Origin of the sequence: Flavobacterium sp. GSP6 (assembly GCF_003984855.1) — a bacterium.
Taxonomy (GTDB): domain Bacteria; phylum Bacteroidota; class Bacteroidia; order Flavobacteriales; family Flavobacteriaceae; genus Flavobacterium.
Genome location: NZ_RYDO01000001.1, coordinates 1 through 22,890, shown reverse-complemented (window position 1 = coordinate 22,890; position 22,890 = coordinate 1). Strand labels below are relative to the sequence as shown.

General features: G+C 33.4%; 20 protein-coding genes and 1 tRNA gene. 11 read left to right on the top strand and 10 right to left on the bottom strand.

Translation table 11 applies throughout. The annotated features are described in order from the left end of the window. Nucleotides 1-5: 5 nt before the first annotated feature. The 3 genes from frr to EKM03_RS00095 form a co-directional block, all read right to left on the bottom strand. Nucleotides 6-569 carry a ribosome recycling factor gene (gene frr / locus EKM03_RS00105; protein ID WP_126451955.1) on the bottom strand — a complete coding sequence of 188 codons (564 nt, stop codon included), beginning with the start codon at nucleotides 567-569 and terminating at the stop codon, nucleotides 6-8. A gap of 77 nt (nucleotides 570-646) precedes the next feature. Continuing rightward, on the bottom strand, nucleotides 647-1,354 hold the full coding sequence (gene pyrH / locus EKM03_RS00100) for a UMP kinase (protein ID WP_126458007.1): 708 nt from the start codon (nucleotides 1,352-1,354) through the stop codon (nucleotides 647-649). Nucleotides 1,355-1,422: 68 nt separating this feature from the next. Then, entirely contained in the window at nucleotides 1,423-2,202 is a 780-nt protein-coding gene (locus EKM03_RS00095) for a patatin-like phospholipase family protein (protein ID WP_126451957.1), read from the bottom strand. A gap of 105 nt (nucleotides 2,203-2,307) precedes the next feature. On the opposite strand from EKM03_RS00095, the gene EKM03_RS00090 reads away from it, so the two are divergent. Further along, on the top strand, nucleotides 2,308-2,913 hold the full coding sequence (locus tag EKM03_RS00090) for a thioredoxin family protein (RefSeq protein WP_126552997.1): 606 nt from the start codon (nucleotides 2,308-2,310) through the stop codon (nucleotides 2,911-2,913). 423 nt (nucleotides 2,914-3,336) lie between these two features. Here the strand turns inward: EKM03_RS00090 and EKM03_RS00085 are convergent, their stop codons facing one another. Further along, nucleotides 3,337-3,927, bottom strand: a complete 591-nt coding sequence (locus tag EKM03_RS00085; protein WP_126451959.1) for a thymidine kinase — start codon at nucleotides 3,925-3,927, stop codon at nucleotides 3,337-3,339. Nucleotides 3,928-4,175: 248 nt separating this feature from the next. Between EKM03_RS00085 and EKM03_RS00080 the strand changes: the two genes are divergently transcribed. The 6 genes from EKM03_RS00080 to EKM03_RS00055 all read left to right on the top strand — a co-directional run bounded on the left by EKM03_RS00080 (nucleotide 4,176) and on the right by EKM03_RS00055 (nucleotide 10,089). Next, on the top strand, nucleotides 4,176-5,252 hold the full coding sequence (locus tag EKM03_RS00080) for a hypothetical protein (protein WP_126739670.1): 1,077 nt from the start codon (nucleotides 4,176-4,178) through the stop codon (nucleotides 5,250-5,252). Nucleotides 5,253-5,329: 77 nt separating this feature from the next. Further along, the gene (gene rsmI, locus EKM03_RS00075; RefSeq protein WP_126451961.1) at nucleotides 5,330-6,043 is read left to right on the top strand and encodes a 16S rRNA (cytidine(1402)-2'-O)-methyltransferase; all 714 of its coding nucleotides are present in this window, start codon (nucleotides 5,330-5,332) and stop codon (nucleotides 6,041-6,043) included. 13 nt (nucleotides 6,044-6,056) lie between these two features. Beyond that, a complete protein-coding gene (locus tag EKM03_RS00070; protein WP_126553003.1) occupies nucleotides 6,057-6,401 on the top strand; it encodes a HopJ type III effector protein in 345 nt (114 codons plus the stop codon). Nucleotides 6,402-6,507: 106 nt separating this feature from the next. Then, complete coding sequence (gene recJ / locus EKM03_RS00065; RefSeq protein WP_126739669.1) at nucleotides 6,508-8,199, top strand: single-stranded-DNA-specific exonuclease RecJ; 1,692 nt, start codon at nucleotides 6,508-6,510, stop codon at nucleotides 8,197-8,199. A 10-nt stretch (nucleotides 8,200-8,209) separates the two neighbouring features. After that, the gene (locus tag EKM03_RS00060) at nucleotides 8,210-9,478 is read left to right on the top strand and encodes an MFS transporter (RefSeq protein ID WP_126739668.1); all 1,269 of its coding nucleotides are present in this window, start codon (nucleotides 8,210-8,212) and stop codon (nucleotides 9,476-9,478) included. Between the two features lie 254 nt (nucleotides 9,479-9,732). Further along, entirely contained in the window at nucleotides 9,733-10,089 is a 357-nt protein-coding gene (locus EKM03_RS00055) for a hypothetical protein (protein WP_126458028.1), read from the top strand. A 58-nt stretch (nucleotides 10,090-10,147) separates the two neighbouring features. On the opposite strand, the gene EKM03_RS00050 is transcribed toward EKM03_RS00055, so the two are convergent. From EKM03_RS00050 to EKM03_RS00035, 4 genes are all read right to left on the bottom strand, one after another. Further along, nucleotides 10,148-10,354, bottom strand: coding sequence for a hypothetical protein (locus EKM03_RS00050; protein WP_126515206.1), 207 nt, complete (start codon nucleotides 10,352-10,354; stop codon nucleotides 10,148-10,150). A 3-nt stretch (nucleotides 10,355-10,357) separates the two neighbouring features. After that, a complete protein-coding gene (locus tag EKM03_RS00045) occupies nucleotides 10,358-11,116 on the bottom strand; it encodes a UDP-2,3-diacylglucosamine diphosphatase (RefSeq protein WP_126561296.1) in 759 nt (252 codons plus the stop codon). A gap of 4 nt (nucleotides 11,117-11,120) precedes the next feature. Beyond that, nucleotides 11,121-11,585 (bottom strand): 6-carboxytetrahydropterin synthase, encoded by a 465-nt coding sequence (locus EKM03_RS00040; protein ID WP_126458035.1) that lies wholly within the window; start codon nucleotides 11,583-11,585, stop codon nucleotides 11,121-11,123. 262 nt (nucleotides 11,586-11,847) lie between these two features. Then, nucleotides 11,848-12,615, bottom strand: a complete 768-nt coding sequence (locus EKM03_RS00035; protein WP_126739667.1) for an enoyl-CoA hydratase/isomerase family protein — start codon at nucleotides 12,613-12,615, stop codon at nucleotides 11,848-11,850. A gap of 125 nt (nucleotides 12,616-12,740) precedes the next feature. Here EKM03_RS00035 and EKM03_RS00030 point away from each other — a divergent pair. After that, nucleotides 12,741-12,814 (top strand) — tRNA-Ala (locus tag EKM03_RS00030). A 124-nt stretch (nucleotides 12,815-12,938) separates the two neighbouring features. Here the strand turns inward: EKM03_RS00030 and EKM03_RS00025 are convergent. Together EKM03_RS00025 and EKM03_RS00020 are read right to left on the bottom strand one after the other, a co-directional pair. Further along, nucleotides 12,939-13,427: a hypothetical protein gene (locus tag EKM03_RS00025; protein ID WP_126739666.1), complete on the bottom strand. Its 489-nt coding sequence runs from the start codon at nucleotides 13,425-13,427 to the stop codon at nucleotides 12,939-12,941. Nucleotides 13,428-13,525: 98 nt separating this feature from the next. Then, entirely contained in the window at nucleotides 13,526-14,965 is a 1,440-nt protein-coding gene (locus EKM03_RS00020; RefSeq protein ID WP_126739665.1) for a hypothetical protein, read from the bottom strand. A gap of 788 nt (nucleotides 14,966-15,753) precedes the next feature. Between EKM03_RS00020 and EKM03_RS00015 the strand changes: the two genes are divergently transcribed. The 3 genes from EKM03_RS00015 (at nucleotide 15,754) to EKM03_RS00005 (ending at nucleotide 22,847) form a co-directional block, all read left to right on the top strand. Beyond that, nucleotides 15,754-18,906, top strand: coding sequence for a TaqI-like C-terminal specificity domain-containing protein (locus EKM03_RS00015; protein WP_126739664.1), 3,153 nt, complete (start codon nucleotides 15,754-15,756; stop codon nucleotides 18,904-18,906). Further along, entirely contained in the window at nucleotides 18,906-22,271 is a 3,366-nt protein-coding gene (locus EKM03_RS00010) for a helicase-related protein (RefSeq protein WP_126739663.1), read from the top strand. The genes EKM03_RS00015 and EKM03_RS00010 overlap by 1 nt, the downstream gene beginning before the upstream one ends. 84 nt (nucleotides 22,272-22,355) lie before the next feature. Beyond that, nucleotides 22,356-22,847 carry a hypothetical protein gene (locus tag EKM03_RS00005; protein ID WP_126739662.1) on the top strand — a complete coding sequence of 164 codons (492 nt, stop codon included), beginning with the start codon at nucleotides 22,356-22,358 and terminating at the stop codon, nucleotides 22,845-22,847. Nucleotides 22,848-22,890 lie beyond the last annotated feature (43 nt).

The following is a 22,890-nucleotide window of genomic DNA, read 5'->3' as shown; positions in this document are numbered from 1 at the left end:
AGGAATTACACCTTCATGATTTCAGCTTCTTTCACCACTAAAAGTTCATCTATTTTACGGATATAACTATTGGTTAAGTTTTGCACTTCTTCTTCGGCACTTTTGCAAATGTCTTCTGATGTTCCTTCTTTTTCTAATTTTTTGATCTCAGTGTTAGCATCTTTTCTGGCATTTCTGATACCCACTTTAGCGTCTTCGGCTTCAACTTTGGCTTGTTTGGCAAGATCACGTCTTCTTTCCTCAGTTAGTGCAGGAACACTGATGATAATTACATCACCGTTATTCATTGGGTTAAAACCAATGTTGGCCACCATAATTGCTTTTTCAATCACGTGCAGCATGTTTTTTTCAAAAGGTTGTAACGTAATTGTTCTGGCATCAGGCACACTGATTTTTGATACCTGCGAAAGCGGTGTTGCCGATCCGTAATAATCAACAAAAACACTTCCCAGCATGGCAGGAGATGCTTTTCCGGCACGAATATTCAAAAATTCTTTTTCTAAATGTGCAATAGAACCGGTCATGGATTCCTTGGTGCTATCTAATATAAATTCAATTTCTTCAGTCATTTTTTTAGGTTTTGGGTTTTGGGTTTTGGGTTTTAGAAATTTGGAGCAATCCAAAAGCTATAACCAGGAACCATTAACTATATATTTACTACGGTTCCTATGTTTTCTCCTTCGCAGATTTTCAATAAATTGCCTACTTTATTCATATCAAAAACCACGATTGGTAATTTATTTTCCTGGCTTAATGTAAAAGCGGTTGTGTCCATTACATTCAATCCTTTTTTGAGGACATCTTCAAAGGAAATAAAATCGAATTTTACGGCAGATGGATTTTTTTCCGGATCACAATCATACACACCATCCACGCGAGTTCCTTTTAGAATCACATTAGCATTGATCTCAATACCCCGTAAAACGGCTGCGGTATCTGTTGTGAAATATGGATTTCCGGTTCCGGCTCCAAAAATTACAATTCTTCCTTTCTCCAGGTGGCGGTCTGCTCTTCTTTTGATATAAGGTTCCGCAATGGATTCCATTTTTAACGCCGTTTGCAAACGGGTTTTCATTCCTTTTTCTTCCAGTGCACCCTGTAGGGCCATTCCGTTGATCACAGTGGCCAGCATTCCCATGTAATCTCCTTGCACTCTGTCCATTCCTGCGCTGGCTCCGGCAACTCCTCTAAAAATATTTCCACCACCTATTACAATCGCTATTTCTACTCCTTTATCATGAATTAGTTTAATTTCGTCAGCGTATTCAGCTAGTCTTTTTGGGTCAATTCCGTATTGCAAGTCGCCCATTAAAGCTTCTCCACTTAGTTTAAGAAGAATTCTTTTGTATTTCATGTGTGTGTTGAGTTGATTGGTGCAAATATAGACATATTCTGTTTTCTAAAAAATGCGTTATTTAAATTTTATAAATTTAGTTTTTCGTACGATTTTTTTGCGGCTTCATAGCCAATGTTAAATACGGCATCCATTTTAATTCGGTTGGTTTCAAACGTACTGTACAGGCATAAATCCTTTGGTTCTATGATCCAGTCGCAGATGTTAAATTTATGCATATTAGAATTTGCCGAAAGAATATCAAAAGCCCGAGTCGTTACCGCTTTGATCGTATTCAAATCTTTGGCGTCTATTTTTTGAATGGGACTCACGTAAACACCAATCAGGGTATCGCATTGTCCTTGCAGGATATCTGTTGGAAAATGATTTAGGATACCTCCGTCACTATAAATGCTTCCTTTTATTTCATAAGGGGACAAAATACCCGGAAACGCCGAGGAAGCTAAAACAGCATCTGTAATTTTTGTTTCGGGGGCAAATATTTTTAGTTTTCCTCGAACCATATCGGTAGCTGTAATTTGAATTGGAATTTTTAAATCGCCCAAAACGGCCTCTCCAAAAATAGTATGAAAATAACTTTTGAAGGATTCTGAATCAATCAACCCCGCCTTTTTAAAGGTCAAATGTTTCCAATGAAAAAGATAGATCGACTTGAAAAACTCCAGAATTTCCTCCGGTGTCTTTCCCCAGGCATACATTGCACCAACAATAGCACCTGCGCTCGTGCCCGCTATCTGAGACGGGCGTATGTTTTTTTCTTCTAAAAATTTGATCACGCCAGCATGAGCAATACCCTTAGAACCGCCTCCGGAGAGAACTAATCCTATCGATTTTGTTTTTAAATCCATCTTTGTAATTTAGGATAAAAATACACTTTTTGTAGAATTGAAACTGATATAAGTCATCTTTATAGGCCAATTTTATGCTAACTTTGTGTAAACAACTTACGTATTATGAAAATTCCTGTAGCTAAAGCATTATTTAACAGTCATTCCTATACCGAATACAGAAAACTTATTTCAGATTTAATATTGGAAGGAAAATCCACAGGAAAGGAACAATCCGAAAATTTGACGCAGTATAGCACCCTGAATGAAACCCGTATGCATCGCTTGGACAAAACCATTACAATTACGGAAGAAAATCAGATTAAGTTAAAGAATCTAAAAAGTGAATACATTTGGGTGGTAATTTCAGAAGGTTGGTGCGGAGATGCTGCTCAGTTGTTGCCAATCATGAATACAATGGCAGTGCAATCTGGCAAAATTGACTTGAGAATTGTGCTGCGTGATGAAAATGAAGAATTAATGAACTTATATCTGACGAACAAAAAAAAATCAATTCCTATATTGATCGTTGTCGCTAAAACAACAGGCGCTATACTCGGTAGTTGGGGACCAAGACCTAAAGCTGCTGCTGATTTGGTTGCGGATTATAAAAAAGAATTTGGCGTTATTGACGAAACTTTAAAAACCAACTTACAACTCTGGTATTTGCACGATAAAGGGATAACAACCCAAAAGGAGTTGATTGGTTTAATGGTTAATTTAGAGGTGTAATTTTTAAGTCAATACGCATCAAATTTTGAATAGTCTAACCTATTTTGTTTAAAAAGTGATTATAGGAAGTCAAGCATGTACTTTTATGGTAGCATGTCTTAAAACCAACTATTTTAAAAAAATATCTGATATTTATCAAGTTATCGATACCATAACACCTGTTTTATTGCTATCAGAGTTGCAGATTTAGGATTATTGGTTTCAAATATAGTTCAACCGTGTAGACTAAATTCTATTTGTCAGTTATAGCAGGAATCAATTTAACAAAGTTATTCCACGAGAATCCTTTTTTTGTAGTTTTGTTAAAAAGGAATAGTTGTGATAACAGACATTAATTTATTGGATTTAAATAAAACCTATTCGTATGTGAATTATCTAACTTGGGAATTTCAGAAAAAAATGGAATTAAGAAGGGGAGAGGATTTACTTCTCCTGATCTTTCCGCATCGCATGATAATACGCAGCACGGCTCAATGGTTCGTATTCTTCGGTTTCGCCCAGCATGACGAGTTTGTCATTGTCGGTTTTGCGGAAACTGTAATTCGCGAGATTTCCCGTGCGGGTACACACGGCATGGACTTTGGTTACATATTCAGCAGTTGCCATTAAAGCAGGCATCGGGCCAAAAGGATTTCCCTTGAAATCCATATCCAATCCGGCCACAATAACACGGATTCCCTGATTGGCCAAATCGTTACAGATCTTGACAATTTCGTCATCGAAAAACTGTGCTTCGTCAATGCCCACTACATCACAACCTTGCGCCAAAATTGCAATATTTGCGGCAGCGGGAACGGGCGTAGAACGGATTTCATTAGCATCATGAGAGACCACCATTTCATCATCATAGCGGGTGTCGATTGCTGGTTTGAAAATTTCGACTTTTTGCTTGGCAAATTGCGCTCTTCTCAAACGACGGATCAATTCTTCGGTCTTACCCGAAAACATGGAGCCACAAATGACTTCGATCCAACCAAATTGTTCTTTGTGATTTACTGTATTTTCGAGAAACATTTTGTATTTTTCTGACTTAAAAAATGAATAGTTTTTATTGCTTTATAATAAAGAAACCGACTTAAAAATTGTATACTTTTACGTCGTTTCAAAAGTATAAAATTTATATCAAATGGGAGATTCGAGAGCACTTATTTAAAAAAATAAAAATCGTGTTCACAAAGATTCCCTTTTCTTGGGACGATATCAAACGGAATACGAAAACGCATCAAAAAAGACCCGCTTAACACCCTATAATTTCAACAGACATGAAAAAAAAATTGGAAGCCGATTTAATCAGCATTGCACACAGAATATTACAGCTAAAAAATAAATCTGATATCAATCAATTATATCTGGAAACACAGAAGTTATATGAAAAACTTTCTGTCTTACGATTTGTGGAAGAACATTTCAGTGAAGCAAAACCAACCATTGGTATAACGGAAATCAGCAGAGAAATCGCAGCTGTTTTTGATACAACTGATTCCGTTCAACCACAAACAGTTGCGGTACTAGAAGAAACAATAGTTGAAGAAACAGTAGAAACGACTTTGGAACAAACCCAAGAAATAACTCCTTCAGAGGAACCGGATCCAGTTGCAACGGAAGAAGAAAGTGCCGTGGAAGTCCAAGAAACTGAAGCTGATAAAATTCCTGAAGAGGAAATAATTATTGAGGAAGCAGCTGCTGAGAAAACTATCGAAATGCCTTTAGAGCAAGCCGAAGCGCTACTTGAGGAGCATGAAAAAGAAGAGGAAATGGTAGTCGGCGAAACAGTTGTTGCTACGGAAACGGAAGCAGAGGATGAGACAGCAGAACCGGAAGCGCCTTTTGAACCTGCTTTTGAATTATCACAGGAAGAAGAAACGCAGACGGAATTGGAAATGCCAAAGAAAGCGCAAGCGGTGCAAATCTCTTTTGAGGATTTATTAGGAGGCAATTATCACGACACGCTTTTTGTAAAAAAACAGCAAGTAGATAACATTCCAACAGCAATAGTTATTGAAACTCCAAAAGAAAATCTACAACCTGAAGAACCAGAATCAGAAAGTACTCCCGCAGCACCAACCGAAAAAGTAGAGCCAAAAATAGTTTCGCTGAACGAAAAATTAGCCAAAGGAATCAATATCGATTTAAATGACCGCATTGCTTTTATAAAACATCTTTTTGGAAACAGCAGCGAAGATTACAACCGCGTTTTAAATCAATTAATCACATTTGATACCTTCTATGAAACCAGAGATTTTATCCAGGAAATGGTAAAACCGGACTATAACAACTGGGAAGGAAAACAAGAGTATGAAGAACGTTTTATGGATATTATAGAGAAAAAATTTTTGTAAATCGCCTTGAATTGTTCTGAATATACATTTGAACAAATACAGACTTTCTTTAAATTTTGTATTTAATTATTTTATCTATGTCAAAATTATACATCGTTCCTACGCCTATTGGCAATCTCGAAGATATGACTTTTCGAGCGATTCGGATTCTTAAAGAAGTCGATTTGATTCTCGCCGAAGATACGCGTACAAGCGGAAAATTGTTAAAGCATTTCGAAATTGGCACTCACATGTACAGCCATCACATGCACAACGAACACAAAACCATCGAGAATTTAATTTCGAGGTTAAAAGCCGGAGAAAATATCGCCTTAATCTCAGATGCAGGAACGCCAGCGATTTCTGATCCTGGTTTTTTACTGACCCGCGCTTGTGTTGAAAACGGAATTGATGTGGAATGTTTACCGGGTGCAACGGCGTTTGTTCCGGCATTAGTCAACAGCGGTTTACCCAATGATAAATTTGTTTTCGAAGGTTTTTTGCCTGATAAAAAAGGACGCCAAACTAGATATTTAGCGTTGGCAGAAGAAACCAGAACGATGATTTTATATGTTTCTCCACATAAATTAGTAAAAACTTTAGCGGAATTCATTACCTTTTTCGGCGAAGACCGCCAAATATCGGTTTCCAGAGAATTATCCAAACTACACGAAGAAAATGTTCGCGGAAGCGTGAAAGAAGTGGTCGATCATTTTAATAAAATAGCGCCAAGAGGTGAAATTGTCGTCGTGATCAGTGGAAAAACTATCACTAAAGAACCTAAAAAAAGTAAATTTTCGGAAGAAGAATGACCCATAAAAAACTATGAATTTAGAATCCTTTTTAGATAAATTAAAGCAAACGCCAGAAATAATCACGTTTGCAGAAACCATCGCAACAATTGAAGATAACTACGATTTTACTCCTACGGCATTTGAGAATGGTTTGCAACACAATGCAGCTGGAGAAAATTCAGGATCTTGCAAGTTGTTTGCTTTCGCTGAAATTCAAAGTTTATCAGAAGCAGCAACATTAGCCTGTTTTGGAGCGTATTATTACGAAGATGTTTTGCAAAATCCAAACGGAACAGATCACCAAAACATCCGCAATTTCATGAAAACCGGATGGGATGGAATTGCATTTTACGGAAGTGCTTTGGTTTCAAAATAAAATTACAATCCGATGTCAGGTCGAGCGCAGTCGAGACACATCAGTTGGTCTCGACTGCGCTCGACCTGACAAAATTCTTAATACAATTTTATAATTCCTAATCAATATGCGTTGGACCCTAAAACCAAAACCTTCCGAAAATGCCGTTCAACATTTGGCGAAAGCATTGAATGTAGAAGATTTTGTGGCCACTTTATTAGTACAACGCGGCATTGAAACTTTTGAAGATGCCAGACGCTTTTTTCGTCCGAGTTTAGATGATTTGCACGATCCGTACTTGATGAAAGATATGGAAAAAGCAGTTTCTAGAATCGAAAAAGCAATTGAAAATGAGGAAAATATTCTTGTTTTTGGCGATTATGATGTCGATGGTACCACCGCAGTTTCTCTCGTTTCTTCCTATTTAAAAACCTATTATCCAAACGTGGCGACTTACATTCCGGATCGTTATGATGAAGGGTACGGAATTTCATTTAAAGGAATTGACTTTGCTGATGACAATGGGTTTTCACTTATCATCGCTTTGGATTGTGGTATAAAATCCATTGATCATGTGGGGTATGCCAAAGCAAAAAACATCGATTTTATCATTTGTGACCACCATAGACCAGGAAATTCTCTGCCTGAAGCCGTTGCTGTTCTCGATCCAAAACGTGATGATTGTAATTATCCTTATGATGAGTTGTGTGGTTGTGGAATAGGTTTCAAATTGATTCAGGCTTTGGGTGTCAACCGAAACCAGACAATTGAGGATTTGGTTCCGTATTTGGATTTAGTATCGGCTGCCATTGCCGCTGATATCGTTCCGATGACCGGAGAAAATCGGGTGCTGGCTTATTTTGGACTGCAAGTTATAAACACGGATCCAAGACCAGGAATCAAAGCTATAATCCACCAGATAAAAAAACAAACTTTAGATATTACCGATGTTGTTTTCATCATCGCTCCCAGAATAAACGCTGCCGGACGGATCAAACACGGCAATCATGCGGTAGAATTATTAACCGAATTTGATTTTGAGCAAGCCCAACAATTTGCTTCTGAAATTGAGGCATATAATTCTGAACGAAAAGATTTAGACAAATTAATTACCAAAGAAGCGTTGCAACAGATTGAGGAAAACAATGAAAAAGAACGTTTTACTTCCGTAGTTTTTCAAGAAGATTGGCACAAAGGAGTAATAGGAATTGTTGCTTCCCGTTTGATTGAAACGTATTACCGTCCAACACTTGTTTTCACCAAAAGTGGCGATAAATATGCGGCTTCGGCACGTTCCGTAAAAGGATTTGATGTGTATAATGCACTCGAAGCGTGTACAGAATATTTGGAACAATTTGGCGGTCACATGTATGCTGCGGGAATGACATTGGCGGCAGAAAACTATCAAATCTTTAAAGACGCTTTCGAAAAAGAAGTGGAAAGAACCATTCATCCGGATATGTTGACACCCGAAATTGCAGTTGACGCCGAGATTGATTTTGCGGATATTACTCCAAAATTAATCCGGATTCTGAAACAATTTGAACCGTACGGACCACAAAATATGACGCCAATTTTCCTGACTAAAAACATTAAAGACACTGGTTATGGAAAACCTATGGGTCAAGAAGAGGAACACCTAAAACTTTTTGTCAAACAAAATAATTCCGAAGGTATTGCTGCAATTGGTTTTAACTTAGGTGACAAAATGGAACTGACTACGCATCAAAAACCTTTTCAAGCGGTCTATTGCATTGATGAAAACGAATGGAAAGGAAAAATAAGCTTGCAATTGCGATTGCGAGATATTAAAGAATGATTATTTTGATATGAAAAAAAAAGACCCGTATTCGGCACTGCGGTATAAAGAATTCAATATTTTTTTGTTATTGCGTTTTGCTATGGTTTTTGGCTGGTCGATGCAATTTATTGTCATTGAATGGGAAGTTTACAGTTTAACCAAAAACCCGTTGTCCTTAGGAATTATCGGATTAATGGAAGTTATTCCAGCCATTTCAATGGCTTTATTTGCCGGACATATAGTCGATCAAAAGGAGAAAAAAGGATTGCTATTTAAATGCATATTAGGATTTTCAATTATTAGTTTGGGCTTGTTTTTATTTACATGGCCACCCTTTATAAAAGACTTTTCTACCCAAACTATTTTATATTCTATTTACTTTTTCGTGTTTTTAGGTGGATTGGTTCGTGCTTTTCTTGGCCCGACGATATTTTCTCTTTTGTCTTTGATTGTTCCTAAAAAATTATATCCCAATGCTGCCACTTGGAGCAGTTCTGTTTGGCAAATAAGTTCCGTTTTAGGACCTGCGGTAGCCGGTTTTTCGATCAATTTGATTGGTGTTCATTGGTCCATGTCCATCGTTTTGGGGTGTTCACTTTTTGCGTTAATCGCTTTAACCCAAATTGCAACGAAACCTATTTTGAATCCAAAAATTGGCGAACCTATTATGGAAAGTTTGAAGGAAGGTGTGAAGTTTGTCTACAACAATAAAACGATTTTAGGTGCTTTATCACTAGATATGATTGCCGTCCTTTTTGGAGGAGCTGTAGCGCTGTTACCCATTTTTGCACAGGATATTTTGAAAGTCGGTCCCCAAGGGTTTGGTGTTTTGAGAGCCGCACCGGCAGTTGGCGCATTTTTGATGCTAATAATATCCGCTTATATTCCTTTTACCAAAAATGCAGGTATGAAATTGTTATCGGCAATTTTTGCGTTTGGGATTTGTATTATCGTTTTTGGACTTTCATCGATTTTTTGGTTGTCAGTTGCGGCTTTATTTTTAAGCGGTGTTTTCGATGGGATTTCGGTGGTGATACGCCAAACTATTTTGCAATTGAAAACACCAGATCACATGAGAGGCCGAGTTGCAGCCGTGAATTCTATATTTGTGGGTTCCTCTAATGAATTGGGTGCTTTTGAAAGTGGATTAACCGCAAAGCTGATGGGAACTGTTAGCGCAGTGGTCTTTGGTGGAAGCATGACACTGATTACTGTATTTATTACAGGAGCTGTATTCCCTACTTTTAGAAAACTGGACTTGCAAAAAGATATTGAGGAACATGAAAATAGCGAGTAATATTGTCATTGCTTCGCCAGTTTGCTATCACTCGTGTCCGACAAGGGGGAATCACACAATTTGAATAACTTGATGTGATTTCTCCTTCGTCGAAATGACAAATTGCACGGTTGTTTATTACAAAAGTAGAATGGCATTATACATGCTATATTAAAAAATTTCAAGATTATTTTACCAAACTTTTATGCTTTTTTATGTTTTATTATTTAGAACAAATATAAATAATACTTATATTTGCTTCAAACTAATGAAACATGCAAGAAATAAAACAAATATATCATAACAATTTAGGCACTGCTTTCTACTGGAGAAAAGATAATGACGTTGTGCTGGACAAAGTCCAATTGGTTTTTAGAGAAATGGGTTTTTATTTTACCCAACAGGAACTGCAACTATTTAAGCGTTGTATTGAAGACAGCTATATCCAAAACAGATGCTGCGACGATTGTGAACTGAAAAACAAATGCCACAAATTTTTACTAAAAACACCTTGTTCCCAAATTGATTTGGCCGTTTCCATGGAAGAATTAGATGCCGTAAAAGATTTGGTAGAAGGCACTTTGTTTAAAATAAATCTAGATGATTATTTGTATGGAGAGGGAATGAATTAGGGATTGGTTTATTTGCGATAATTGCAAAATATACAAAAAGTATTTTCTTATATACTTTTCAGTTTTTAATTTGATTGGTATGTTTTTCGTTTTGAATTCTGTAAAACGAAATCATGAAAGATACAATTGCAACGATAATTTTGAAATATGATTTTTTATTATTTTCAAAAGAAAAATCATCCAAGTCGATAGATAAAAAACCAACAGTCAACAATATAATTCCTAAATGAATAAAAAATTTAGATACTTTATTTTCAGTTTTCATAATTTAATTTTTATACTTTTTAATCTCAAAATTCTCACCGTCAAAAACACCATAAGTAAAATACGTAATCCAGTCACCTAAATTCACATATTCGGCATTTTCTCCTACTGTTACTTTCATAGGCAAATGACGATGGCCAAAAATAAGGTAATTGTAGTGTTTGGTTTCTAATTTTCTTTTGGAATACAGAATTAACCATTCATTGTCTTCACCCAGAAAAGTCACATCTTCATCACCAGAGATCAGTTTGTTTTTTACGGACAGGTATTGCGCCAGTTTAACTCCAATATCCGGATGAAGCCATCTAAAAAGCCATTTGAAAAACGGATTTGTAAATATCTTTTTCATGCGTTTGTATCCTAAATCACCGGGACCTTTTCCGTCGCCGTGGCCAATAAGGAATGTTTTATCTCCAAAAGTATATTCTTGATTGTCATGAAACACGGGAATATTCAGTTCTTTCTGGAAATAATCTTCCATCCATAAATCATGGTTTCCCACGAAGAAATAAATAGGGATTCCACTGTCTCGGATTTCGGCCAATTTACCTAAAATACGGATAAACCCTTTTGGGACTACGGTTTTATATTCGAACCAAAAATCAAATAAATCGCCCAATAGAAAAATAGCTTCAGCATCGTCTTTTACTTCGTCGAGCCAAGCTACGAATTTTTGTTCTCTCGGGAAACTCAATTCGGGTGTTGGTGCTCCAAAATGCTGGTCGGAGGCAAAATATATTTTTTTGTTATTGTGTAATTGCATGAAGTTACAGTATGGATTTCACATTATCACTGGCAAACCATTCCGCGAAAGAAGATTCGGTTTCTTGTAATTTCAAAGAGAAAAGGGTGATTCCTTCGGGTAATCTTCTGATGATTCTTTGAGAAAAATCAACTACCATATTTTCGCTTGTTGGTTGGTATTCTACTAAAATAACATGGTGTCCGCGAACTATTAATTCGTTTGCCAATTCGATATGCGGGGTTGTTCCGTTGAAAACAGTCGCATGGTCAAATTGATCTACTATTTCTTCTTTTACAATTTTCTTTAAATCCGTGAAGTCAATCACCATTCCAAATTTCACATTAGAGCGATCTGAAATTGGGGTTCCAATTACCGTTACTGACAATTTATAACTATGTCCGTGGACATTTTTACATTTCCCATCATAGCCATATAAGGCGTGTCCGGTTTCGAAACTAAATTGTTTAGTAATTCTGATATTGCTCATTGGAGTTTAATTTTGATGCAAATTTAGCAAATTGATATGAGAAATGGGATGTAAATATTTTCCCTCCCCAACCCTCCCCAAAGTGGAGGGAGATAGGATGAAATTATTTTGTTTGTAATCCGAATTTGATAATCCACAAATGTTCTAGCCCTGATGGAAACGGCATCCTTTTTATAAGGTGATTTTTTTTCACCTTATAAAAAGATATAGTGTACAGCAGGAAATAGCTCCTGAAATAAATTCAGAATAAATCCTTCGAAAATCACTTTTTGAATTGGGACAATGCTTTTCTGGTAAAATCAGACAACACTAATTTACCCGAAATCGCGGCGCGTTCTATCAACAATGTATCCCAATGTTGCGTTCCTTCCCAGAAAACCTTTTTCATCTCCAATAAAGCTTCTGGATTGTAACCGGATAATTTACCAGTGAAATCAGCTATTGCGGCATCCAGTTCTGTTATGGTTTCAAAAGTATTAGCGTATAATCCTTTGGCTACCGCCCAATCAGCGGTTTTCCATTCATGGGCTGCGAGGGTCATTTCGGCCATTGCCGTTTTTCCGATTTTCTTCGAAACGACAGGTTCTATTACAAAGGGACCAATTCCGATGGCCAATTCTGATAATTTTATTGATGCATTTTTTGTAGCCAATGCATAATCACAGGCGGAAGCAATTCCTACGCCTCCACCAACTGCTTTTCCATGAATGCGCCCGACGATAAGCTTGGAACATGAACGCATTGCATTGATCAAATGCGCAAATCCAGAAAAAAATTGTGTTCCTGCTTCTTCATTGGAAACAGCTAAAAGTTCATCAAAAGAAGCACCCGCACAAAAGGCACCCGAGCCTCCACTTTGTATAACTATCACCGAAACGGCTGAATTTGTGCTCAAAATAGTGAACTCATTCGTTAAAAGATCCAACAATTCTCTTGGAAAAGAATTGCTCGAAGGATGACCAAATGTAACGGTAGCAATATTATTTTCAATTGTTGTGAAGAGCGAACCTATTGGGTTTTCTGATACCATAGTGGGGATTTTGATGTAAAGTTAAAAAAAGTAAAGGAGGATTTGACTTTTTTTCAAATAGAATGGATTTGTATTTTGAAATTTGCTTTTTGGGAAATTTATATGTTATATTTGCGAACTAGTTTGGGGGATTAGCTCATTTGGCTAGAGTGCTTGCCTGGCAGGCAAGAGGTGATCGGTTCGAATCCGATATTCTCCACTAACATAAAAAGTGCCCTTTAACAGCGTTTAAAGGGTTTTTTTATGCTCAAAAAGTAGCTATTTTGAGTTTATTTAGCACTGTTTTAGCACTGCTATTTTTATTGGAAATTGACGCAAACTCACTATTTACCAAGCTTCTTCAACATGTCAATTTGCCTTTCTAGTGATTTCTTAGTTGCTAAATCATGTATTTGTTGTTTTTTAGTTAGTTTTTGACCCGTTTGTAGCGGTGCTAAAATCTCATTAACAACGTCTTTAGCTAAATGTTTTGCATCTTTATTTAATTCTCCTTCTCGCAGTTCTTTAATCATTTCATGGAGTTTCAATTTTGATGGCGTAGCATTTATCTCATGCATTAATTGATAAGCTAGAATAAGTGAATAAAGACTCTGCTTAACGATAGTAATGTCATCCATCGTTATTTGTAGCCCTACGTGTTTCCCAGTGGGAATGCCATTTGTGAAATTGTGCTCCAACTCTATTACCTTCTTGTGTGTTATTGATACATTACTTGTTTCAAATGTTACACTATACAACATACTAGCAGTATGTTTAAATGAAGTAGTAAAAACACTTTCAAATAAATTAATCAACTTTATTATTGGAGTCATACGCAAAATAGGTTTAATGTTTCTTTTATCCTTGCTTCCAAACTTATTATAAATTCTTCAATGTTAATATGCATCATAATTAATTTATTAAAAAAATACTAAACACCACTTGCTCTATCTAACTGGTTAAGCTTATAGTTTTCAATTTTAATTTGCGGAACAACTCCAATTTCTTTTAAAAGTACTTCGGTCATAACTTCTAAGGTTCTTTTTTCAAATTCATTTGGCACCAACAAACCATCATGTAGCGTATAGGGCACAATTCCCTCATTTACTAAGATTCTACAAATTTTGTCTATAAAAACTTCACTCTCGATAATTTGTAATGTTATTGCAAATTGTTCATATTTCTCTTTTTTAATCGATTTCATGACTGAAGAAATAAATGGGTATTCTTCAGCAAATCTTTTCTTTAACCCACGCAAATCAGTATTTCGGGAATAGGCTAATAACATCCAAGTTTTCTTAGCAGTATCTCTATAAGTAGCAAAAGTTGTTGTTTCTGGGTTTCCATATTTTGTAATATCAAATACCCTAATTAATTCTTCGTACCAAAGACCGTCAGTGGTAATTTCTAAATATTTATCCAATTCGATTATAACCTCTCCAGGTGCACCCTCACGATATTTTTTGAGCAGAATATTGAATAAAACGGGTTGAGAATTAGACAAATCCAAATAGGACATGTTTTCATAACCAACAATAAAAGGTCTTAGGTCACTGGCCATGTTAGTAAGGTTGGTATCTAATCTTTTATTGGTAGCGTTCCTTTTAAATCTTAATGTTTTATTATTGCGGCCATTATGTATGTTATTTATGGATGAAATCCTTGATGAATATCGTTTAAAAGTTTTAGATTCTTCATCCGCATTTGCTGATTCTTCAAGTTCTTTTAAATATCGATTCTCAGAATGTTCTATTGCTTCATCATAATTTATTTCTAAATTCTTTCTGTAATAGCTTCCCATTTTTTTGATATGAGTGGGAGCATTATTTATTTCTTTAGAATCAGACTCGTAATCCTTCGTTAGGAACTTTTTATTTGATTTAGTAATTGGAATTTTAACTCTATACCACATATCATAAATCCTACTTTTTCTAGTCACCATCATCCCTTTGACAGCAGTACTTTCAAGAGATATTTGTATGTTGTTACGTAAACAATAGGTATAAACTACATCCTCTATCTTATCCTCATTTATCTTTAATAAACTATTTATCTTTTGAATATATGTTTCCATACTTTGAAGATAATAATGTGTTGTTCTTCCATCATAATAATAATCATGCCAAACAACATTACTAATTATTAACCATGTCATATATGAATTGTATTCATTTCCATATTTCAATTGAAGGTATCTAGAATCCATTGGAATACAATGAAAAGGATAATCTTCTAAATTTCGATTTTGATTTGATTTAGATAATATATCATTTACAATAGTTAATCCTATTATTATTTCTGATTCTTTATTGTTTTCTAAAGGTGATATATGAGCTGAAAGAAAAAGTAAATCAACAATTTCTTTTGGCAAACAGAAGGTTCTGTACTTGGTATATTTGGTCATAAAATATTATTCTCTCTTTATATTATATTTTTTTTCTCTCAGTTGTTGTTTAGCTAGGGAGAGAACCAGATAGAGCTACTATCTGGAACCCAGCTGTAAGATAATAGACCCTACATTTATAAATATAGATATTTTTAAAAATAAGTCAAGCAAATTATGAAATTAAATTCTGCCCGACCCTTCCCATCGGTAGCCCTTCCCCCATAAGGACTCCCCTCGTTTCTTCCCTCAGACTGTCCCCCGCAGGCCCTACTATACATGGGTATAATACCCTAAACTAAACTGCGGATATTTTTGTAATTTAGAAAAGAGACACCTCTATTTAAAAAATTATTTTTTTATATTTTTTAGCAAAATAATTGTTCTTATTGAATAAATATACCGAAGATAAAGGCCTTTAATATGTACTTAACGTACTGATATTAGCACCGTACCATTCTAAGCCATTATTAACAATTGTGGTCTTATTGACTTTAAATGGCGATTTTGGAGCACTGAAGTAGCATCCCTATGATATGACCCTCATTCAGTCAATAAAATCTGTTAGATTTTTTTAAAATACCTTATTAAATGAGATAATTATTCTATTTTAATAGTTTAAATACAATAATTTTATGAATCGGCTAAAATAGATTCTACAAGAAAAAACTTAAAATTATTCATAGAATGAAAATTTTTTTCACCCAATATTTATTATTAACATGGTGTTAAACAATATAAATTTTTATCTTTATGGCTAAACTTTTCTACGAATTATGCATATCGATAACCTCATATACACTTTTAGTCAAAATAATTTAACCCAATTCCTAAGAAACAAAATACCAACCTTTAAACAAGGCGAAGACGATTTAAGTTATTTGTTTGATGACGAAGTGTTTGAAAAATATGAATCCATTGTAAAAATTGGAGAAGCCACCATTCAAAATGATGACTTGATAGTTATAACATCAAAAACTTCAGACCCGTTAACCGAAAAATCTGGAAAGAAAAATCAATATGAAATTGCAAAAAAGATATTAAAAGAAGAGCTGAAAGATGCGGCTTTATTCATATTTTTTGATGATGAAGGCAACTTTAGGTTCAGTTTTGTAAAAGCTAATTACTTAGGTAATAAAAGAAATTTCACAGATTTTAAACGTTATAGTTATTTTGTATCATCAATAAAAGCAAATAAAACGTTTAAGAAACAAGTTGGTGAATGTAATTTCAGTTCACTGGATGAAATTATAAAATCCTTTAGTGTTGAACCGTTAAACAAGCTATTTTATCAAGAGATTTCCAAAGCGTTTTATGAATTAATTGGCGGTAAAATAACTATTGCAAGTAAAAAATATGATTTTAATGCCCTTTTAGAGTTACCTTCAACTCCTTTAGCTAATCGAAAGATTTATCAAGAATTTGCTGTTAGGCTTATTGGTAGAACCATTTTTTGTTGGTTCCTAAAGAATAAAAAATCAGAAGCTAAAAAACCTTTAATACCCGAAAATTGGTTGTCATCTGATACAGTGGATTTATTAAGTAATGGTGGGTTAGATTATTACCATGATTATTTAGAAAAGTTATTTTTCTTAATTTTAAATAAAAAGCAAGATGAACGAAAAGATTATGAATTACCAGTAGGTGAAGAATCTATTCCATTTTTAAATGGTGGTTTGTTTGAACCTCATCCTTACGATTTTTTCCCTAGAGATAGCAATGGCATTCATAAAATGTCATATGGTTTAAAAATCCCAAATAAATGGTTTTTTAAATTATTTGAAGTGTTAGAATCTTTCAACTTTACCATTGATGAAAATAGTATTAACGATGCTGAGGTAAGTATTGACCCCGAAATGTTAGGAACTATTTTTGAAAATTTATTAGCTGAAATTGACCCAGATACAGAAAAAAGTGCTCGCAAAGCAACTGGAAGTTTTTACACGCCAAGAGAAATTGTTGACTATATGGTAGAACAATCTATCATTCAATATTTAAAAACTAAAACAAGTGTTGAAGATGAGATTGCATTACAAAATTTATTTAAAGAAGGTGGAGAAAATGAATTTGACTCAGAGCAAACGGAAGAAATTTTAGAGGCACTAAATACTGTTAAAATTTTAGACCCAGCTTGTGGTTCTGGAGCATTTCCTATGGGAGCATTGCATAAAATAATTACTGTACTTCATAAATTGGACCCAGACGCTTCTTGGTGGAAAGAAAAACAAATTGAAAACATACCTAATGCTCTTGCAAGAAAATATATGCAAGAAAAATTAGATAAAGAAAGTGCGGATTATATTAGAAAATTAGGCGTTATTCAGAATTCTATCTACGGTGTCGATATTCAACCTATAGCTACTGAGATTTCAAAATTACGAAGTTTTTTATCATTGATAATTGATGAAAATATTGTTGATGATGCTGAAAACCGTGGGATTGAGCCGCTCCCTAACTTAGAGTTTAAATTTGTTAGTGCTAATACTCTTATTGGGTTACCAGATGAAAGTGGACAGCAAGGAATGTTTAATAATTATGAAGAACTGCAATTATTAGAACAACTAAGGTCTGACTATTTGCAAAGTTCAGGTAAAAAGAAAAATGAAATAAAAGAACGTTTTTTAAGAGTTCAAAAAAAAGCATTCGTAATTCAAAACAACTTGTTTGCCGATACTAATAGCAGAGCCTACAAATTAATGAGCTGGAATCCATTTAACGATGATGCTTCTACTTGGTTCGACCCAGAATGGATGTTTGGAGTAAAAAGATTTGACATCATAATACAGAATCCACCTTATGTCCAATTATCTAAATTAAAGAACACCAGTGAAAGTTATAAAAAATATTTAAAAGCTAGATATAATACATCTGGAGGAAGATTGAATACATTTATTTTCTTTTTACATTTATCATTAGAATATTTAAGCGAAAATGGTCAGTTATCATTAATTATTCCCAATACCATTTTGACTCAAGATTACTACACTTATACTAGAGAATTAATTTTAGCAAAATTTCAACTTAATGAAATTGTTAATTATGACAAAATGCCTTTTGAAAATGCAGTTGTTGAAAATGTTACTTTATTCATTCAGAAAAAAAGAACTAATAAAAACATTAAAATAACATCTGACAATCTAAAATCTATCGAATTAATAAAAGAGTTAAACTCTTCAGAATTTATTAAACAAGATAACTATTCATTTAATTTTAAATCAAATTCTTTTATTGATAAATTATTCACCCAAAACAATATTATAAGATTAGAAGAATTATGTTTAGTTAACCAAGGAATTGCCCTTAAGGGTGATAAATCTGCATCAATTTTATATGATAATAATTCTGAAAGCAATCATTATAAATTGCTTGACGGGAGAAATATTAATAAATATAGTATAAATTGGACTGGAGAATTTTTGGATTATTCTTTAGACAGAATACATTCTTGTAAACGTAAAGATATTTTTGAAAGTGACGAAAAATTATTTTTTAGAAGGGTATCTGGAAAACTAATCTTCACTTATGATAATCAACAATATTTTGCTTTAAACACATTGGTAGTTGTTAATCACAAACCAAAAAACACAGTAAATCTAAAATATCTTTTAGCTATATTAAATTCAACATTGCTCAACTATCTATATGTTCTCAAATTTAAATCAACAAAGAAAGTATTTTCAGAAATACAAGCAAATTCTGTTCAAAAACTTCCAATAAAATTAACTTCGAAACAAAACGAATCTAACATAACATTATTAATTGATACTATTTTAGAATTAAAAAAACAGAATTTACCAACAATCGAGCTTGAAAATAAAATAGATAATTTCATATATAAACTTTATGAAGTAAATTATGACGAAATAAAAGTAATAGACCCCGAATTTATGCTAACAAAAGAAGAATACGAAAATTATACCATTGAATAATGACGAATAACTTTATAACTAATAGCGTAAATAACGATAGCCTAAAAAAACGTTTAGAAACCTTAATTTCAGCAAGTAAAGAATTAAAGTTCTTGGTTGGTTTTTTCTATTTTTCTGGATGGCAAGAGATATACAAAAAACTAGAAACTAACCAAGAAGTGACTTTAAAAATTCTGGTAGGCTTGCAAGTAGATAAGTATTTGTCAAATATTGTTGAAGTAGGTGTAAAAGATGATAGCTTGAGTCAAGAAGAGCATTTTACCCAATTTATGAAATCGATGGGTAATGCTATCAACAATGCTGAAATGGATAATGAAGAATTCTATAATCAAATGGCATTTTTCATTCATCTACTTGAAGAGGGTAGGCTGGTCATTCGTAAAACATTAAATCCAAATCACGCTAAATTATACTTATTTAAGTTAAATGATTCGCAAATATTAAAACAAGGTTTTATTACAGGCAGTAGTAATTTAACCAGAGCTGGTTTACATGGACAAGAGGAATTTAATGTAGAAATTAAAGATTACGGGTTTGAAAGTGCCGAAAAGTATTTTGATGATTTATGGTTAAGTTCGATTCCCATCACAGAAGCAGAAAACGGCACAAAAGTTATTATAGATTTTTTAAAAAACAAAAGTCAAGCTTCGCTTATAACACCATATGAAGCCTATACACTAATTTTAAAAACATATTTAGAACTACAAGAGGTAAAAAAAATTAACAGTGCCATAGACCGTATTTTAGAAGACAATGGATTTGAAAAATACAAGTATCAAATAGATGCTGTTAATCAAGCTTTAAATATTATTGAAACCTATAATGGTGTTATAATAGCTGATGTGGTAGGACTTGGAAAATCAATAATTGCTTCATTAGTAGCTAATCAATTAGGTAAAAGAGGATTGATTTTATGTCCCCCAGGGTTAATTGGAAGCAAAAAAGATGGGACTGGTTGGTGGGAATATAAAAATAAATTCAAACTCCATAATTGGGATATTGCTAGTTCTGGTAACTTAGAAAATGAGGCTGAAAGTATCTTAAACAATAATTTAGATTACGAAGTGATTATTGTAGACGAAGCTCACAAATTTAGAAACCAAGATACTTCAGCTTATGAAGCGTTACTAGATATTTGTAGAGGTAAAAAGGTTATTTTGTTAACAGCTACACCATTTAACAATTCACCAGCTGATATATTTTCATTGTTGAAATTATTTATAATCCCTGGTCAATCTGGAATTACATTAGAACAAGATTTAGAAGGGAGATTTAATGCTTACAATTATCGTTTTAAGCGATTGTCTAATATTATAAAAAATCACCAATCGTTAAATGTTGATAAGCTTAGAAAAGCCGAAAACGATTACACCAAATTGTTTGGTATTGAGCCCCCAATAGATATTCATATGGTAAGGCAAAACGTGAGAGCAATGGCTAATGATATTAAAAACATCATTACACCAGTTGTACTTAGACGCAACAGATTAGATTTAAAAACTGATTTTGAGTACAAAAATGAAGTTCAAAACTTATCTGAAGTTAAAGACCCAGAAGAGCAATTTTTTGAACTATCTAAAGAACAATCTGATTTTTATAACAGGATTATAACGGATTATTTTAGCGAAGAAGGAAATTTTAGTGGAGCTATTTATAAGCCATTTGAATATGAAAGTAAGATAAAAGATGAAGACAAATTAACTGAAAACGACAATAGAGCGTTGCAACAACAGCGTAACTTATTTGATTTTATGCGTAGATTGTTGGTCAAGCGTTTTGAAAGCTCATTTGGTGCATTTGAAAAAAGTATCGAGCGTTTTTTAAGAACACATAGAATGGTACTTTCATTTATTGAGCATTCGGGTAAATATGTAATGGACAGAAAAGTAATTGAACATATTTATGATGATGATGACGGTGCTGATGATTTTACTTATGATGCCATTAAAAAAGCATTAGAAGAGTTTGAGAAGAATGCTGAATTTAAAAAGAAACCTAAGCATACCAAAATTTATGATATTGCTGAATTTGAATTTAAAGATAAGTTTATCACCGACATAAAAAATGACATTTTATTATTTGAAAAAATTGACGATGAAGTTAAGACTTTAAAATTGGTGGAAAATGACCCTAAACGAAAAGCAGTTTTACAAACTATTAGAAATGTGCTTCATCAAGAAGCTAATCCAAGAAGGAAAGTTATTCTATTTACTGAATATACGGATACTGTTAGACATTTGAAAAGGCTTTTTGAAAAAGAATTGGGTGTAAGAACTATGTTTTGTGATGGTAATATCACGAAAAATTTTGCGTTGGAATTGAATGCTAATTTTGATGCTAAATTTAAAAATCAAGTAGATGATTATGATGTGCTAATCACGAGTGACAAACTATCTGAGGGGTACAACTTAAACAGAGCTGGGCTAATTATCAACTATGATATTCCATGGAATCCTACAAGAGTGATTCAACGTGTAGGAAGGATTAACAGGATGAGTGCCAAAGTATTTGAAGAATTACATATTTACAATTTTTTTCCGACAGACCAAGGTGCAGACATTGTAAAAAGCAGAGAAATTGCTCAGCAAAAAATGTTTTTAATTCATAGTGCATTAGGTGAAGATGCTAAAATGTTTGATTCAGATGAGGAACCAACACCAAGTGGTTTATTTACTAAGATTAGCCAAAATCCCGAAGACTTTGAAGAATTAAGCCTTAATACCATAATTAGGAATGATTACAACGATATACTTAATAATCACCCAGAAATAATTGAAAAAATAAAGAAATTGCCTAATAGAACCAAAACGGCAAAATTATATGATGAAAATAATGTTGTTGTTCTGCGAAAAAAAGGAATGGCTTTATTTTCAATAGTTCATCAATTTGAAAATGAAAAAACGGAAGGTAAACCAACAGAAAAAACATTTGAAGAATTATTAGAATTTGTAAAATGTACACATGAAGATGAACGGCAACCATTAACTAAAAAATTCTGGAAGTCCTATGAAGAAATTAAAGATTACAAACCTAAATATAGTACTGGAAAGTCTGAAGCAACTTTAGAAGTTAAAGCAAATACATCTTTAAAAACATTATTAAAAGTAAAAAGAGATGATTTAGACCAAGAACTTATTTCATTTATTGGTACACTTTTAAAAGATATTAAGAAATATAAAACCCTGTCTAAATTCACTTTGAGAAGATTAATATTAGGAGATGGTAAGAACCATTATGATGAACTTATAACTAATATTATTGAAGTAAAAAGAAAACTTGGAGCTGATTACCTCGACCTAATATTAACCAGAAGTAGTCAAATTGAAAATGATGTAATAATAGCGGTAAGTAATGTGAAGGAATAAAAAAATTTATGGGAAAGGCATGCTAATGATAGTGAAATGATTGTTGCTAGTGAGGTAGTGAATTTCGCTTTAAATAATTAAATTATGACTAAAAACAATAAGGAAATTAAAATTCACTTTGATAAATATGAAAAACTATTGGCAGGTGAAAAAAATTGTGAGAAAAAAATAATCATATTAGATGAAATTAAAAAAAATCATGCTGATACAAGATTAAAATCTGTTAAGGTAGAACATTCAACAATTAAAATGGATGTGGAATTATTAATTGAATCAAAAATTGATGACAAAAGAAATTTTAAATTCAAATTAAGAGCTACGGGTTTGACTGGAGAACCATTCTTTCGTTTTGATTCTGATGGTCTTTCACATTTAAATAAAACGCCATTAATTCCTTTAAATGAGCTAAAAGTTGATACACCACATTTTCATAAATTTGATGATGAAGGAAGAAATATTGCTTACCAAACGGATTCATTAAAAGATATTAAAATTCGTGAAATACTTTTAAATGATGTCACATTATGTATGGCACATTACTGTGGATATGCAAATAAAAACTGCACATTAAGTTAAGCTACATTTTTGTAATTAATTTGATTGTTAAATTCTTCAATAG